This window comes from Halomicroarcula saliterrae, from assembly GCF_031624395.1.
GTDB lineage: Archaea > Halobacteriota > Halobacteria > Halobacteriales > Haloarculaceae > Haloarcula > Haloarcula saliterrae.
Genome location: NZ_JAMQON010000002.1, coordinates 473,238 through 488,104, shown reverse-complemented (window position 1 = coordinate 488,104; position 14,867 = coordinate 473,238). Strand labels below are relative to the sequence as shown.

At 65.4% G+C, this 14,867-nt stretch carries 16 protein-coding genes; 7 read left to right on the top strand and 9 right to left on the bottom strand.

Annotation, left to right across the window (positions count from 1 at the left end; all coding sequences use genetic code 11):
- Window positions 1-72 precede the first annotated feature (72 nt).
- Both infB and NDI56_RS10490 read right to left on the bottom strand, forming a co-directional pair.
- Window positions 73-1,878 (bottom strand): translation initiation factor IF-2, encoded by a 1,806-nt coding sequence (gene infB, locus NDI56_RS10495; protein ID WP_310919463.1) that lies wholly within the window; start codon window positions 1,876-1,878, stop codon window positions 73-75.
- Window positions 1,879-1,981: 103 nt separating this feature from the next.
- Entirely contained in the window at window positions 1,982-2,482 is a 501-nt protein-coding gene (locus NDI56_RS10490; RefSeq protein WP_310919461.1) for a plastocyanin/azurin family copper-binding protein, read from the bottom strand.
- 89 nt (window positions 2,483-2,571) lie between these two features.
- On the opposite strand from NDI56_RS10490, the gene NDI56_RS10485 reads away from it, so the two are divergent.
- A complete protein-coding gene (locus tag NDI56_RS10485) occupies window positions 2,572-2,811 on the top strand; it encodes a PRC-barrel domain-containing protein (RefSeq protein ID WP_310919460.1) in 240 nt (79 codons plus the stop codon).
- On the top strand, window positions 2,812-3,270 hold the full coding sequence (locus tag NDI56_RS10480) for an NOB1 family endonuclease (RefSeq protein ID WP_310919458.1): 459 nt from the start codon (window positions 2,812-2,814) through the stop codon (window positions 3,268-3,270).
- Here NDI56_RS10480 and NDI56_RS10475 read toward each other — a convergent pair.
- From NDI56_RS10475 to NDI56_RS10465, 3 genes are all read right to left on the bottom strand, one after another.
- Complete coding sequence (locus NDI56_RS10475; protein ID WP_310919457.1) at window positions 3,267-3,413, bottom strand: CopG family transcriptional regulator; 147 nt, start codon at window positions 3,411-3,413, stop codon at window positions 3,267-3,269. The genes NDI56_RS10480 and NDI56_RS10475 overlap by 4 nt on opposite strands.
- 56 nt (window positions 3,414-3,469) lie before the next feature.
- Window positions 3,470-4,264, bottom strand: coding sequence for a CPBP family intramembrane glutamic endopeptidase (locus NDI56_RS10470; protein ID WP_310919456.1), 795 nt, complete (start codon window positions 4,262-4,264; stop codon window positions 3,470-3,472).
- An 81-nt stretch (window positions 4,265-4,345) separates the two neighbouring features.
- Complete coding sequence (locus tag NDI56_RS10465) at window positions 4,346-5,641, bottom strand: glucose-6-phosphate isomerase (RefSeq protein WP_310919455.1); 1,296 nt, start codon at window positions 5,639-5,641, stop codon at window positions 4,346-4,348.
- A 94-nt stretch (window positions 5,642-5,735) separates the two neighbouring features.
- Between NDI56_RS10465 and NDI56_RS10460 the strand changes: the two genes are divergently transcribed.
- Together NDI56_RS10460 and NDI56_RS10455 are read left to right on the top strand one after the other, a co-directional pair.
- Window positions 5,736-6,254 carry a DUF8056 family protein gene (locus NDI56_RS10460; RefSeq protein ID WP_310919453.1) on the top strand — a complete coding sequence of 173 codons (519 nt, stop codon included), beginning with the start codon at window positions 5,736-5,738 and terminating at the stop codon, window positions 6,252-6,254.
- Between the two features lie 136 nt (window positions 6,255-6,390).
- Window positions 6,391-6,858, top strand: coding sequence for a DUF5812 family protein (locus NDI56_RS10455; protein WP_310919451.1), 468 nt, complete (start codon window positions 6,391-6,393; stop codon window positions 6,856-6,858).
- Window positions 6,859-6,917: 59 nt separating this feature from the next.
- On the opposite strand, the gene NDI56_RS10450 is transcribed toward NDI56_RS10455, so the two are convergent.
- Window positions 6,918-8,147, bottom strand: a complete 1,230-nt coding sequence (locus tag NDI56_RS10450) for an RNA-guided endonuclease InsQ/TnpB family protein (protein ID WP_310919450.1) — start codon at window positions 8,145-8,147, stop codon at window positions 6,918-6,920.
- A 542-nt stretch (window positions 8,148-8,689) separates the two neighbouring features.
- Here NDI56_RS10450 and secF point away from each other — a divergent pair.
- Window positions 8,690-9,559 (top strand): protein translocase subunit SecF, encoded by an 870-nt coding sequence (gene secF, locus NDI56_RS10445; protein WP_310919448.1) that lies wholly within the window; start codon window positions 8,690-8,692, stop codon window positions 9,557-9,559.
- On the top strand, window positions 9,556-11,121 hold the full coding sequence (locus NDI56_RS10440; protein WP_310919447.1) for a preprotein translocase subunit SecD: 1,566 nt from the start codon (window positions 9,556-9,558) through the stop codon (window positions 11,119-11,121). The genes secF and NDI56_RS10440 overlap by 4 nt, the downstream gene beginning before the upstream one ends.
- A gap of 104 nt (window positions 11,122-11,225) precedes the next feature.
- On the opposite strand, the gene rnhB is transcribed toward NDI56_RS10440, so the two are convergent.
- Window positions 11,226-11,861 carry a ribonuclease HII gene (rnhB, locus tag NDI56_RS10435; protein WP_310919446.1) on the bottom strand — a complete coding sequence of 212 codons (636 nt, stop codon included), beginning with the start codon at window positions 11,859-11,861 and terminating at the stop codon, window positions 11,226-11,228.
- Window positions 11,862-11,911: 50 nt separating this feature from the next.
- Window positions 11,912-12,586, bottom strand: coding sequence for a hypothetical protein (locus NDI56_RS10430; protein ID WP_310919445.1), 675 nt, complete (start codon window positions 12,584-12,586; stop codon window positions 11,912-11,914).
- Window positions 12,587-12,778: 192 nt separating this feature from the next.
- Here NDI56_RS10430 and NDI56_RS10425 point away from each other — a divergent pair, with 192 nt between their 5' ends.
- A complete protein-coding gene (locus NDI56_RS10425) occupies window positions 12,779-13,540 on the top strand; it encodes a CPBP family intramembrane glutamic endopeptidase (RefSeq protein ID WP_310919443.1) in 762 nt (253 codons plus the stop codon).
- A 9-nt stretch (window positions 13,541-13,549) separates the two neighbouring features.
- On the opposite strand, the gene NDI56_RS10420 is transcribed toward NDI56_RS10425, so the two are convergent.
- Complete coding sequence (locus NDI56_RS10420) at window positions 13,550-14,827, bottom strand: tRNA pseudouridine(54/55) synthase Pus10 (protein WP_310919442.1); 1,278 nt, start codon at window positions 14,825-14,827, stop codon at window positions 13,550-13,552.
- Between the last annotated feature and the right edge of the window lie 40 nt (window positions 14,828-14,867).

Sequence of the window (14,867 nt, the reverse complement as noted above, 5' to 3'; positions counted from 1 at the left end):
CAGACACGCCTACTAATTAAATATTATTACTCACTGCACTCGCTACGAGGTCGTCGCTACGCTCCGACCTCGCTACTTCCCCCAGAACGGGTCCCGATTCCGGTGGTTCTCCAGATACATCGACAGCGCCTCGCGCTCGTCGACGGATATCTCCTCTTTGAGCTCCTGTTCGAGTATCTTCGCGTGTTTCTCGGGCACTTCCACCCAGAGGTCGTCGCCCTCCTCTATCTGGCGGCCGACCGTCGGCCCGTCGATGGAGGCCGCGAGCTGTTCGCCGGCGCGGGCCGAGTCAACGTCCTCGCCCTCGTCCTGGAGCGATTTCAGCCGGCCGACCCGCTTTGGCTCGTTGCCATCCCACTTGACGACGTTGACGTTGCGCCGGAGTTCGCCCGAGAGCACCTCGACGCCGACGACGGCGGGGTCGTTCTGCCGGAAGGTGTGGTCGGGGAGCACCCGGAACTTCGCGGGGCGGGTGATGTTCTCCAGAATCTGCTCCTGCTGGGACTCCTCGATCGCGGTGACGTGGTCGTCGTACCCCTCGACGAGCTGGTAGATGACGTCGTCCTCGAACAGCTTCACGTCCTCCTGTTCGGCCAGCCGCCGGGCGTCGTCCAGCACGTCGACGGAGAAGGCGAGGATGGCCCGGTGGGTCGGCTCGTTGGCCGTCTCCGCGACGCGGACGTCACGGGGTGCGACGGCGCCGACCTCGGCGCGCATGATGGGAATCTCCTCCTCGGCGAGCGTACTGGAGATGGCCTCCAGCGAACCCAGCGTGTCGGCTTTGACCACGACACCCTCCTCCTGTGTGGTCACCTCTATCTCGGAGAGCTCCTCCTCGACTTCGGCGATGACCTCGGCGCGGTCCCGGTCCCGGAGCACCCGGATGGGCGCGCCCGCGATGGCGTCGTCGAGGTCCGGCGCAGCGATTTTCACGCCGTCGGCCGCCGCGACGGCGTCGACCTGCTCGAACTCCTGTTCGGTGCGTATCTCTTCGAGCGGTCGCGGGCGCAAGAGGGCGCGCACGTCGGTGACGATGGGGCCCTGCAGCCCGCCGACGACGATGGTGTCGTCCGCTCGAATCGTCCCGTCGTAGATGATGGCGTCCAGCGTCGTGCCAAAGCCCTGGGTGTCCTTGACCTCCAGCACTGTGCCGACGCCCGGCCCGGACGCGTCGATCTCCATCTCTTCTTTCATGTAGCGCTGGGACAGCCCCATCATCACGGTCAGGAGGTCCGGGATGCCCTCACCGGTCTCGGCGGAGACGGGGACGACGCCGATGTTGGCCTGGAAGTTCTGGACGCGCCAGTACATGTCGGCCGAGAAGCCGTTGTCGGAGAGCTCGCCGATGATCTCGTAGAGCTTCTCGTTCGCGTCCGACGTGACGCGGTCGGACTGGGCGTCCATCGTCACCTGTACCGGCTGGTTCTCGTTGGGGTTCCAGCCCGGCACTGTGTCTATCTTGTTCGCAGCGACGATGAAGGGCGTCTGGGTGCGTTTGAGGATGTCGATGGCCTCCAGCGTCTGGGGCTGGAAGCCGTCGTTGACGTCGACGACGAGGATGGCGATGTCGGCGAGTGCGCCGCCGCGGGACCGCAGCGTGGAAAACGAGTGGTGACCCGGCGTGTCGATGAACAGGAGGCCGGGCAGGTCGAAGTCCGTCGGGTCGACCAGCTCCCCGGCGATGTCCGAGATGACGGAAAGCGGGACCGCGGTGGCGCCGATGTGCTGGGTTATGGCGCCGGATTCGCCCGCCGTCACGGCCGAGCCGCGGATGCGGTCGAGCAGGCTCGTCTTCCCGTGGTCGACGTGACCGAGTACGGCGACAATCGGTGTCCGAAGGGTGTGCTCCGTCTCTGTGGTGGCTTCCTGATCAGACATAGATGGGCCTCAGAAGTTACTGGAAGGTGTCGGCCACAGTAGTTAAGTTCGTCGTCATGGTGCCGCTGTGACCCCAGTCGCTCCCACGAAACGACGTGTCTCGCTACTGCTCGGTGACAGTAAAGGACCCGGTCATCCCCACGCTCTGGTGGGGCGCACAGTAGTATTCGTACTCGCCGGCGGTCTCGAACGTGTGGCTGTAGGTGTGGCCGCTGCCATACGTGGTGCTGCCGTCGCCGGGCGTGCCGCTCCAGTCGCTGCCGGAGGGCGTCGTCTCGGCTTTGACGTTGTGGCCGTTCCCGCCCCACTCCCAGGTGACGGTGCTGCCCGCCGGAACGGTGAACGACTCCGGTGAGAAGCGCAGGCTCCCGTCCGGTGCGACCACGACCGTCTGACCGGCCGAGTCAGGCGTTCCGGTCGCGTCCGTCTCGGTCTCCGTTTCCATCGGCGAGTCGGTGTCTGTCTGTGTCTCCACCGGCGAGTCGGTGTCTGTCTCGGTCGACGCTTCGCTCGGTGTCGCGCTCTCCGTGCCGCCACAGCCGGCCAGTGTCCCGGTGACGCCCGCTGTCAGTGCGGCGATGAAGTGCCGCCGGTTTCCTTTCATGGCTCTCCGTGTGAACTCTGGGGTTAAAATTGTACTGCGTCCGTCAGACGCCCCGTGGCGTTTATGTAATCTCGCTCAGAAAGGGGGGTATGGCTGAACTACTCGCCGAGAACCTCTCGGGCAAGGACGTCATGGGCAGCGACGGGGCGGAGATGGGAAGCCTCTACAACATCACGATGGACCTCTCCTCGGGGTCGCTGAACCACCTCATCATCGACCCGGCGGAGTCACTTCGCAACACCGATTTCGAGTACAGTGACAAGGGCCGGCTGATGGTCCCCGTCGAACGGGTCAAAGCCGTCAAAGACCATATGATAATTCAACGGTAAATGTACGTTCTCGATTCGTCCGCCTTCATCAACGACTATCACACCGACGAGCAGATAGCCACGATTCCGCTCGTACAGGAGGAGCTCGAAGGGGAGGCCGCCTACCGGTTCGACGCGCTGGAGGGGTCGGGGATGCATCTCCACATCCCGGAGGAGAACACGGTCGAGCGCATCGAACGCGCCGCTCGCGAGACGGGCGACCTCGCCGAGCTCTCGGACACCGACATCCGGCTGGTCGCCGCCGCCTTCGAGCTCGACTGCCCGCTCGTCACCGACGACTACGCCATGCAAAACGTCGCGGAGAAACTGGACGTGCGCGTCGAGGTCATCGCCCGCGACGGCATCAGCGAGACGCGGGAGTGGCGCTTCCAGTGTGCCGGCTGCGGCCGCGAGTTCGACGAGAACCACGACCGCTGTCCGGTGTGTGGCTCCTCGCTCTCCAGAAAGAACCCCGCCTAAACCGGCCGCTCTTCGATGTCTTCGAGCCCGAGCTCGATGAGCTGTTGCAGCACTTCCTCCTCGGTGATGCCGTAGCGATGGGCTAGCATTTGAATAGCCCGGGCCTGGCCGTCCTCGCACACGACCGTGTACCGGGTTGACATGCCATGGATATAGGCCGCGTACAGCTTAAACACCCGTCAGACAGCTGTCGCACGGCTTACGACGGTAGCGTGGCGCCCGTCGTCGCGACGTAGTAGTTCACCACGAACAACCCGGCGTTCCAGAGCCCGTGGGCCAGCGCGGGGACGACGATGGTCTCGGTGTACTCGTACACCGCGCCGAGCACGACGCCGAGGGCGCTGGCGACGAGGATGTACGTCCACGCGCTCCCGGAACTGATCGCGAGATAGTGGCCCAGTCCGAAGAGGAGACTCGCGAGCGCGACGGCGGGGACGACGCCGAAGGCCCGCCGGAAGAGCCCCTGAACGACGCCGCGGAAGACGAGCTCTTCGGCCGGACCGACGAAAAAGAGCGCCACCGGGACCATGTAGAGAAAGAGGACGGGGTTCTGGCGGCCCTGCGTGATGATGCTGTTCTGGCCCGTCTCGACGCCGACGTCGAACAGCGTCTCGACCAGCGCGCTGAGCGCCTGCACGACGACGCCCATCAGGAGCGAGCCGGCGAGGATACCCGCGAGACCGACCAGCGCCCACCCGAAGTCAGACAGCCGGGGCGTCCGGAAGTAGACGAGCGACCGGTCGTCTCTGACCTGTATGTACGCGACCGCCGCCAGCAGGAACCCGACGAACGATATCGCGTTCACCGCCGCGTAGACCGTCGCCGGTGTCGTGCTCGCGTCCAGCGGCGCGGTGGCGCCCAGCAGCGCCGCGCCGAGCTGGCCGAAGATGGCGGCGAAGAAAAACGCCGCCAGGACGACGGCCAGCGCCCGGACGATGCTGGTCGTAATCGTGCGGCCGTCGGCGACGGAGACGTACGGCGGTGAGAGTGCCATTGCGTGTTGGTGTGCGTACGCGAGCGGGATTGAAGACCCCACCGATTAGGTAGACGGACGGCGACCCGGCTCCGAGCCCGCTCAGTCGATCCGGTAGCTCGGCCGCTCGGCGACCGTCTTCGTCTCCTCGGTCTCCTCGCCGGAGAGCAGGCCGCGAGCGGCGCGCTTGCCCCACTCGACGGCGGGCTGGGTGAACGTCTCGATGTCCGCGAGCTCGCCGACGAGGATGGTGGCAGCCTCCATGGCGAACAGGAGCTCACCCAGCCCTTCGGCGTCGAGTCGCTCCAGTTCGATTTCGACGGCGGGGCGGCCCGCTTGTGCGAGGCTGGCGACGGTGGCGTCGTACTCGGCGTCCAGCAGCTGGCCGAGGTCCGCGCCCGAGAGATAGGACAGCGAGTCGTGGTCCGTCTCGGGCACCGGTACGTCGGCGCGTTCCCGTGGCCGGACGACGGTGACCATCTTGTCGCGCGGGCCGGCGCGGTAGAGCTGGAGCTGTGAGTGCTGGTCGGTCGCACCCAGCGCTCTCGCGGGCGTCTGGCCGCGGCCGTCCTTCCCGAGGCTCTCGGCCCACAGCTGGGCGAACCACTCGGCGAACAGCTCCAGCCGCTCGGCGTAGGGCATGACGGCGTTGACGCCGGCGCCCCGTTCTTCCAGTGCGTAACAGACCGCGCCGTAGGCGTAGGCGGGCGAGTCATAGAGCGACGGCCCCAGGTCGTCGGCGGCCGCGCCGGCCCCGGAGAGCAGCCCCTCGATGTCGAGGTCCAAGATCGCGGCCGGGACCAGCCCGACCGACGAGAGCGCGGCGAAGCGGCCGGGGACGCCGTCGGGGACCGGGAGCCGCGGCAGGTCGTGTTCCTCGACGAGCTGGGCCAGCGGTCCGGACTCGCCGGTGGTGACGACGGTCAGTTCGGTCCAGTCGACGCCCGCGTCCTCGTAGGTCTCCCGGACGACGAGGAAGTTCGCCAGCGTCTCGGCCGTGGTCCCGGACTTGGAGACGACGTTGATGGCGGTGTCTTCGAGCGGGAGCGCCGCCAGTGTGCGCTCGATGTGTTCGGGGTCGACGTTGTCGAGGATGACGTGGCGGTCGGGGCGGTCAGCCAGCGCCGCTGTCACGGTCTTGGCCCCGAGCGCGGAGCCGCCGATGCCGACCGTGACGACGTACTCTGCGTCGGTCACCGGCTCGACCGCCTCGCGGATGACCGACGGGTCGGTCTCCTCGGGCAGATTGAGCGCGGCGTAGCCGAAGTCGCCGTTCTCCCGGCCCGCGGCGATGGTCTCGTGTGCCGTGGCGACTCGTTCGTCGAGCGCGTCGAGTTCGTCCTCGTCGACGCCGGGCTCCGCTACCTCGCCGAGCGCCGCACCGATATCTACGTGCATACCCGACCACTCGACGGCCTCTTACATATTTGCGGGGGAAGTGCGCTCGGTCGACAGCGGGGCGCTTAACCGCCTCGTCGTCCAACGGTCGGTGATGACAGACGCACCGGCCGAGACCGAGCGGAGCTACAACGGGCTCCCCGGCGCGTTCCCCTATGCGATTCGCTCCAGCGACTCGCTGTTGTTCAAGGGATACGTCGTGGTCGCCCTGCTCCTGACAGTGGCTATCGCACTCATCTTCACATTCGGCCTCATCGGCGTACTGGCCGGGAGCAGCGGTGCCCGCGGCGGGACGTTCACCTTCTCACGGACGTTCTTCCTCTTCGTCGGCCTGCTCGTCGTCGCGCCGCTGCTGGCGCCCGTGTTGCTGGTCGCCCGTCGCCACCGCCGCACCGCGTCCTCGGTGGCCTACGACCGCGGCCTGGCCCTCTCGGCGCTTGGCTTCGTCGCCTCGCTGTACGTCGGGCTGGTGATTTCGGTGCCGCCCGCGCTGCAACAGTCGAGCGAGAGCGCTATCGTCGCCACGCTCTACGGACTCCCCCAGATTGCCGGGCTCGCGCCGCCGCTCGTCGCCGTCGGCCTGATGTACGTAGTGCATCGAATTCTACGATAAGCGGGCGGTGGCTCGCCGAACCCGGCTCAACCGACAGAGACGGGACGTCCGGCTGTGTAGGGTCACAACGAACGCTGCGTCCACCCGCCGGTGCTCGGTCGAAACGGGGAAAAACGGCCCTGACCTACCCCGTCGCATGACCCAGAAAGCAGGGACCTTCCTCGTCACCCACACCGACGAGTCGTCGGTCACACTCCGCGACGTGGTCGACTCGCAGGTACTGACGCTCTCGGAGAACCCCGGCCTCGACGCGGGGACGGTCATCGAGGCGACGCTGGAAGCGGAGCCGCCGATGGAGGTGACCTACGAGCTCGTCGAACTGGCCGCCGAGCACGAGATTCCCGTCGAGGTCGTCGCCCTCGAACCGACCCAGCAGGCCAAAGCCCTCGCCGCCGACCAGCCCGTCGGCGAGCTGACGACACAGGAGCGGGCCGGCACCGGCGAGCTCCACGTCCTGACGGTCCCGGACGACGAGGCCGACGCGACCGCCGAGGAGGTGGCGGCCGACGAGGAGACAGTGGCCCGGGCGGGCCGACTCGGCGTGGACCGCGTCGAGATTCGGGCGGCGAGTGGCGTCGTCAGCGTCCGATATCTCCCGGACTGATGGGCCGGTTCGTTCCCCGTCCGGTCCGCGCGGATTAAGAAGGCGTGAACTACCCCACCCTACTCGCTCACCGCTGACGCGGTTCGCTCCTTGAGGGAGGGGCTTCCTGTCTCCACGACGCGCTTTGCAGATACGGGTGTATCCGCAGGGAGCGCAGTCTCCACAGGCGTTGATTCGGGGTGTCCCACTCCTACTTTTTCGAGACCGCGAGAAAGAATGTTCCACGACGCATTTGCATCTCTGTCTGCCTTGAACCCGCATGACGGGCACGAGTGTTCACGTACCCATAGCGGTTTGTCCGTTTCCGTTCCGCACGAAGCGCACTCTTTGGTGGTTCCTCGGGGGTCTACGGAAACTAAGTGCGTCCCTTCCCGTTCGCACTTGTATTCGAGCATTCGGAGGAACATTCCCCACGAGGCCCCGGCACGGTTCCGAGAGTTACCGGGGAGTTCGACCAGCCCCTTCGCGTCCAAGTCCTCGACCGCTACAAGGTCGTACTCAGCGGCGTAGTAGTTCGACAACTTGTGGAGGAAGTCCCTGCGCTTCCGTTTCAGGTCGGCGTGTCGTCGGGCGACCGTCTTGCGCTGTTTCTCCCAATTGTTCGAGCCGTGTTCCTTCCGCGAGAGGCTACGCTGAGAGCGTTCTAACCGCTCGCGCTCGTCGGCGAAGTCTGGTGACTCGACAGCGGTTCCATCAGTATCGTGTGCGTACGTCAAGATACCAACGTCAATCCCGACGACTCGTTCTGGGTTCTCTGGTTTCTCAGGAGCGTCTTCTTCCACGTCGATACCGAACGTGGCGAACCACTCGCCCGTGGGTTCTTGCTTGACTGTGACTTGTTTGATGGTCGCGTTCTCTGGGATGTCGCGGTGAAGCTGAATCGGAATATCACCGATTTTGCTCAACCACAGGACAGGCCGACCACTCGTATTCTTGAGTTTGAAGCCGGACTGATTGTAGGTGAGCGACCGATACTCCCGAGGAGGTTTCCACTTGAGCGTTCCAACAGCGCGCCCGTTCTCTTTCTGCGCTTTGAGCGTGGCGAGGTTGTCGTAGACACGCTTAACGACCATCTGCAACACTTTCGAGTACACGTCTCCGAGGTCGTCCCACCACGATTTGAGGTCAGGAAGTGTCCCCTGTATCTTGTAACGTTTTGGAATATCGTCTTCCTCGTTGAGCTTGTATAGGACGTGGTTGTAGAGTTGTCTACAAGTATCGACGTGGTACAGAAGCGTCTCGGTGAGGGCCTCCGGCGGGTCAAGCCGATACTTGTAGTTGTAGCGCATCTATGACTCTCGTTTCTCGATAAGTTCGTCCAAGTCTCTTGGACGAACGAGGACATCTTCAGGTGATTGTCCTGAGCCCACTCATTTGGTCGTCACGGATGGAGATATTCTTTCGCGTTGCCACACCACATTTTACACAACTTATGTAACTAAAGTTTATAGCTGACGTGGGTCGGCCGTCATGTCACATACAAGCAATTTTTTCAAACAAGATTCAACGTCATCATAGGCTGAATCGACTATCTCTCCTCACACTTTCTATCCCGCACTCGAATAGATTCTTGATTTCCCAAGTCGGTTTGGAAGTTAGTGAACAACAAAAACCGCATGAAAATAAGTTCGACTGTGTTATTCTGGGTCGGTATTTATACATAGTCGGTTTTCGCCAACTCTTTACGAAAAATACACTCTCGGTGCAGAATAGACAGCGGAAGTACAGGCCTTGCTGACCTTGCTGAAATCAGAATATCGTCTCATATCCAATCTAAGCCCAATTAGGGCAACACGGAAGGCTTATTCGGAGGCGTGCCACACCCACGCCCATGGTCGCGTTCGAGGTCCCGGAAGTCGACTACACGCAGTACTCCAATCGCCAGCTCGCCGCGGTCCCGCTCGCGGTGCTGGCGGTCGCCTTGGGGGTGCTCGCGGTCACCGCCGTGATGACCGGCTCGCCGGTCGCGCTGGGTGTGGACTTCACAGGTGGATCAGAGCTCACGGTTCAGTCGTCGTCACCGATTTCGGAACAGCAAGCCACCGACGTCTTCGGGGACTCGGTCGTCTCGGTCCAGCAGGTCTCCGGGCAGGACCAGTACATCATCACGTTCGACGACTCCGCGGAGATATCGGAGATAACCGCGACGGCCGAGCAGACCGACGGGATGACCGTGCTCCAGAGCGGGACGACCTCGCCCGTCTTCGGCGCGGACAACCAGCGCCTCGCCGTCATCGGCGTCGGCGTCGCCTTCCTCGGGATGAGCCTCCTCGCTTTCGCCCTGTTCCGGACCTTCGTCCCGAGTATCGCCATCGTCATCTCGGCCTTCTCGGACATCGTCATCCCCGTCGCCATCATGAACCTCGTCGGCATCAAGCTCTCCCTGGGGACCGTCGCGGCCCTGCTGATGCTCATCGGGTATTCGGTGGACTCGGACATCCTGTTGAACAACCACGTCCTCCGGCGGTCGGGCGGGTTCTACGAGTCCACCTACCGGGCGATGCGCACCGGTGTGACGATGACGCTCACCTCCATCGCCGCGATGACCGTGATGGCCATCTCGGCGACGCTGTTCGGTATCGAGCTGATGGCTTCCATCGGTATCGTGCTGGTGCTCGGCCTGACGGCTGACCTGATGAACACCTACATGCTCAACGTCACGCTGCTTCGCTGGTACAAGTACGAGGGGATCAACCGATGAGCGCGCTCAGAGAGAACTGGCGCATCGGCGTGCTGGTCGTCCTGTTGCTCGTCAGCACCGTCGCGCTGTTCGTCCCCGGGGCGCCGCCGGGGTCGACGGACAGCGAGGGCGCCGGCGGCGACCAGCTGACGAACCTCCAGTACGGTATCGAACTCTCCGGCGGCGCCCGCATTCAGGCGCCCGTCGTCGGGATGACCGCCGAGGGCGTCGACGTCGCCCCGGATGAGCAGGCTCGGGCCCAGTCGGCTATCGCCAACCGGCTCGGCGTCGACCCGATAGACGTCGAGATCCGACCGGCGACCCAGCAGGGCCAGAACGGCACCGTCGAGCTGTTCAACGAGAACGTCACGCGCGCGGAGTTCCGGACCGCGCTCGAAGCGGAGGGGTACAATCCGTCCACCGTCCGCCAGGGCGTCACCGACGCGACCCGCACGGAGATGGTTTCGGACATCGAGGAGAAGATAACCACGTCGGCCCTCAGCGGCGGCCGGGTTCAGGAGGTCAACTCCCCCGGCGGACGGAACTTCATCAGCATCACCGCGCCGGGACGCGACGCCGAGGAGCTCATCGACATCCTCGAAGAGCGCGGCGTGGTCCGCGTCTACGCCGTCTACCAGAACGACACGACGGGTAACTGGACCCACCAGCAGGTCCTCAGCCAGGAGGAGTTCGCCCGCATCGGTAACGCACAGAACCCACAGAACAGCGGTCCCGTGGTCCCGGTGACCATCGAACAGAGCGCCGCCGAGCGCTTCCAGAACGACATGGCCGAGGCCGGATTCGGCAACGGGGTGTCCTGTGGGGCCCGCCCGGAGAACCACGACTCGGTCGAGAGCATCAACTCGACCTGTCTGGTCACGACGCTGAACGGCCAGCCGGTGTTTATCGGCGGCGTGCGCCCGTCGCTGGGGCAGTCCTTCGCCGACGGGAGCTTCGCGACGGACCCGCAGTTCCAGATGGAGACCACCTCCATGGACGAGGCCCGCGAACTGGAACTCAGCCTCGACGCGGGGCGTCTCAAGTCCGACCTGGACTTCGAGGCCGGCAACCGGAACTCGCTGTCGCCGGCGCTGGCCGACCAGTTCAAGACGAACTCGCTCATCACGGGGCTGCTCGCGGTGCTGGCGGTCAGTCTGGTCGTCTACGGCCGCTACCGACGGCGCGAGGTCGCGCTGCCGATGATAGTGACGGCGCTCTCGGAGGTGTACATCCTGCTTGGCTTCGTCGCCCTGGCCCAGTACCCGCTCAATCTCTCCCATCTGGCCGGGTTCATCGCCGTCATCGGGACCGGTGTGGACGACCTCATCATCATCGGTGACGAGATTCTCCAGCAGGGGAAAGTCGACACGGGCCGCGTGTTCCAGAGCCGGTTCCGCAAGGCGTTCTGGGTCATCGGCGCGGCGGCGGCGACGACCATCGTCGCCATGCTGCCGATGGTCGCGTTCCCGCTTGGCGACCTCTCCGGGTTCGCCATCATCACCATCGTCGGTGTCCTCATCGGCGTGCTAATCACGCGACCGGCCTACGGTGACATCCTGCGGAACCTCGTGCTGGACGAGTAGCAAACGACGCGAACACTTTTCCGATCGATCACTCTCCGCCTGTGAACCGACAGAAAGCCCCTTTCAGTCCCGCCCGGGCGGCCGGTCGGGCGGCTACAGGCGTTTCAAAACTCCCCCAGCGTCGACTGCTGGGCGGCGGCGAGCACGTCGTCGCAGGTCGACCACGAGGTCCGGGCACAGTCGGGAAGCTCGCCGTGGCGCTCGACGTAGCCGGCCAGAAACGCGCGTGTCGTCGGGTCGCTCGGGTAGCCCGAGCCGACCGCGCCGTGGGTCTCGGCGAGCGTCTCGACGTGGCTGTCGCGGGCCACCTTCGCGACGATGGAGGCCGCGCCCACGAGCGGGTCGGTCTCGTCGGCGCCGTGCTCGGCGTCGAGGTCGACGGTGGCGTCGACGCGGTCGGCGACCCGCCGGCCGAAGCGTCCGGCGTCGGTGTCGCCGGCGTCCACCGTCCCCGGCAGTCCGTCGGTGGCGACGCCCGCCAGCGCCTCGGCGTGGGCGGCGACGGTCAGCGTGTTCATGTCCGTCTCGGGATCGTCGATGCGGGCGACGGGAATCTCGGCGACGGCGACGCGCTCGGCGACGGAGCGAATCGCTCCGTCCAGCCGCTCACGCCGGTCGGGCGCGATACCCTTCGAGTCACCGACGCCGTCTGGCAGGGCCTCGGGGGCCGCTCGCACCGCGGCGGCGAACATGGACCCCAGCACCGGTCCTTTGCCGGCCTCGTCGACGCCGAATCGCATAGCTGGTGCGTTCGCGGCGTCGAGTAAAGCGGTTGTGATCCGACGCGTGGCTAGAACTGGTCCCACGCCGTCCGGAGAGCGCCGGACGGGTCAGCGACGAACGTCCGAGTCGCTGGGACCAGGTCGTACTTCAGCCCGCGGACGCCGACGATGCCGAGCCCGACCGTCAAGAGGCTCGCCCCGACGATACCTGGGAGACTCCCGTAGCCGTTCGTGAAGTCCGGGGCGACGACGGCGAGTCCGCTCACGAAGACGAGTAGCGCCAGCCCGATCTTCAGCAGGGCGTCCGAGAGGCGCTTCCACCGACTTGGTTGGTACTCCGCCGCGAGGTCGTCCGCCACGTAGTCGCGCCACTCGTCAGTGGTCCGAACCGGGACCGCCGCCAGCATAGGAGTCTCGTCGGTCGCGACGGCGTCGCGTCGTGCGCTGGCCCGCCGTCGCAGTGCGTCGCGGTCGATGCCCCGGAGGATTCGGATGCGCTCGACGGTCAGATACGCGTCGGCCAGCCGCGCTTCGAGCGTCTCGTCCGCCCGCTCCTCGAAGGCCAGTTCTAACTGTCTGTCTGGGTAGTCGACCAGCAGTTCGAAGTCGTCGATACCGGCGGCGATACGGGTACGAATCTTCCGCTGGTCTCGCCGGCGTTTCGCACGTTCGACGTCCGCGAACCCCGACCGAATCCGGTCTCGCTGGGTCCGCGTGAGCAGCGAGGACACTGCATCCGACATGGCTTAGCCCAGACGAGTTGTGCATTTTATTTTACTGTTCTGGACGCGTCGGCGCGCCGTTCGGCGGACGACGTGTCCGGGTGTACGGGCGTACACGTTCCCCCCATCCCAGGGTATACGGCCGTATACGGCCAAAAATTGGCGTTAACTGTCGTTTGGCTTGATATCGCTGTCAGCGGTCGTAACGGACACATGGCACACCGCTCAGACTGGCTCCACAGCGTACGGCAACGTTTCGGTCCGGATACCCGAGTCGGCGCGCTCAGCGGCGCGATAGCCCTGATCTTCTTCGGGTCGGTCTTCTCACTGTTCGTCTACTCCGTGTACCGACCCCTGGTGAACGGTATCGTCGCACCGCGGTTCCCGGATATCGCGTATCTCATGGGGGCCAAGGGGTCCCAGGTCGCCTTCGGCGTTGTTATCGTCGCCTATCTCGCCGCCACGCAACGATGGGAGTACGTCCAGATACGGCTGCCGACCCGACACGATACGCTGTGGGTTGTCCTCGGGACCGCCGGGCTCGATATCATGGCCGAGGCGGCCCAGTTCGCACTGCCGCTGCTCGGACTCTCGCTCGAACTGCTCAGCGGGACTGGTGCCGACGTCGGATTGGGCAGGTGGCCGCTGCTGTGGCCCGTCGTCTTCCTCGGCCTGTACCTGGTGCCCGCGCTCGTCGAAGAACAGTTCGTCAGGGGTATCGTCCAGGGGAAGCTGCGAGACACGTTCCATCCAGCCTCCGAGGTTGTGCTCGGAGCCGCGCTCTTCTCGCTCTTGCACGGGCTGTACGGCGTCGCTCGCGGCCCGGAGTTCCTCGCGGCGTATCTGTTCGTCCTGTTCGGCCAGGGGCTGGCGTTCTGCCTCACCTACCAGCGGACGCGGAATCTCTTCGTCGTCGCGTTGGTCCACGCCATCTCGTGGGCCGACGTCGGCTTCCCGTTTTTCGGGCTGCTCTGACCACCGCCGTCAGTCCCGGAAGAACTCCTCGTCGGCGAACGGCTCGTCCTCGCCCTGTACGTCGACAACGTCCAGCGCGGTCACGACGCTGTCGACGCCCAGCAGTCCGGTGAGGCTCGGCTCCGTGCGCCCCTCGTCGCTGGAAATCAGCTCCTTCACGTAGAGGCCGCCCGCGCCGTGGATGCGGATGTCGGCGTGGGTGTCGTCGACCAGGTCGCCGCTGGCGGCGTAGACGTCCCGGGTGCGAGTGAGGTCCGCCCGCCGGTGGGAGACACGCTGTGGCGTGTCCTGATGGACGGTCGTCCCTTCGAGCTCGTCGAGGGCCGCCTGCAGCGCCTCGTCGGTGACCGGCTCGCTGAACTCCACGTCCATCCGGTAGGTCTTCGAGGCGTCCAGTTCCTTGACGCGCTCGACCATGTCGTGGGTCGCCAGCCGGAGCCCCTCGACTTCGACCTTGCCGTCGGCGAACTCGTTGACGTCGGCTTCGAGCTGGTCGACGTCCACGTCGCGAACGCGGGGCTCGTCCACTTCGATGACGAAGGGGCGACCGGACTCCAGCATCAGCGCGTCCACGTCCTCGCGGCCGGCGCCGTGGAAGGTGCCCGACTCCCCGTCCATCGCGTCGACGACGACCGGTACCGAGAGCTGTTCGACGGACTCGTCGTAGCGGAAGCCGGAGCCGTCACAGCCGTCACAGGGCTGGCCCTGCCAGCGCCCGGTGCCGTTGCAGTCGTTGCAGGGCCACTTCGTCTGGGGGATGTCCCGTTCGAGCTTGCGGTAGCGGCCGTAGACGAACGCGGAGTTGACGGTGACGTCGATGTCGTCCGTCGACAGGTCGAGCGTGAACTGCACGTCCGGGCGGCCAAACTCCACTTCGGCGCCGGTCAGGTCGCCGATGCGCTTGCCGACCTCGCGGTTCAGCTCGGTCTTCAGCGCCTCGCCCGACTCCTCGTCGAAGCCCACGTCCTCGCGCAGCAGGGCGTCGTTCTCTTCGAGCAGCGGCGGCACCTTCGTCCCGACCTGATAGGTGTCGAAGTCGTACCCCCTGACGGCGGTGGCGGCCTGCTCGGCCCACCAGTCGACGCGGTCGCTCTCCATCTCACACACCCAGCAGTCCTCGCTCGGCTCGAAGGGCTCGTCGGCTTCCAGCGCCAGCGAGACCCGCAGCGCCTCCCCCCGCTCGGCGTTGGCCAGCCCGAAGCTCCGCTCGGCGAACAGCCGGCCGAGACAGGAATCACAGAGCGGCCCCGTGGCCAGCGCGGCCTCGGCGTCCTCTAGTACGGTCATTGTCGTGGTGTGGAGGGCGGTCGGTAACTGCGTTTCGACC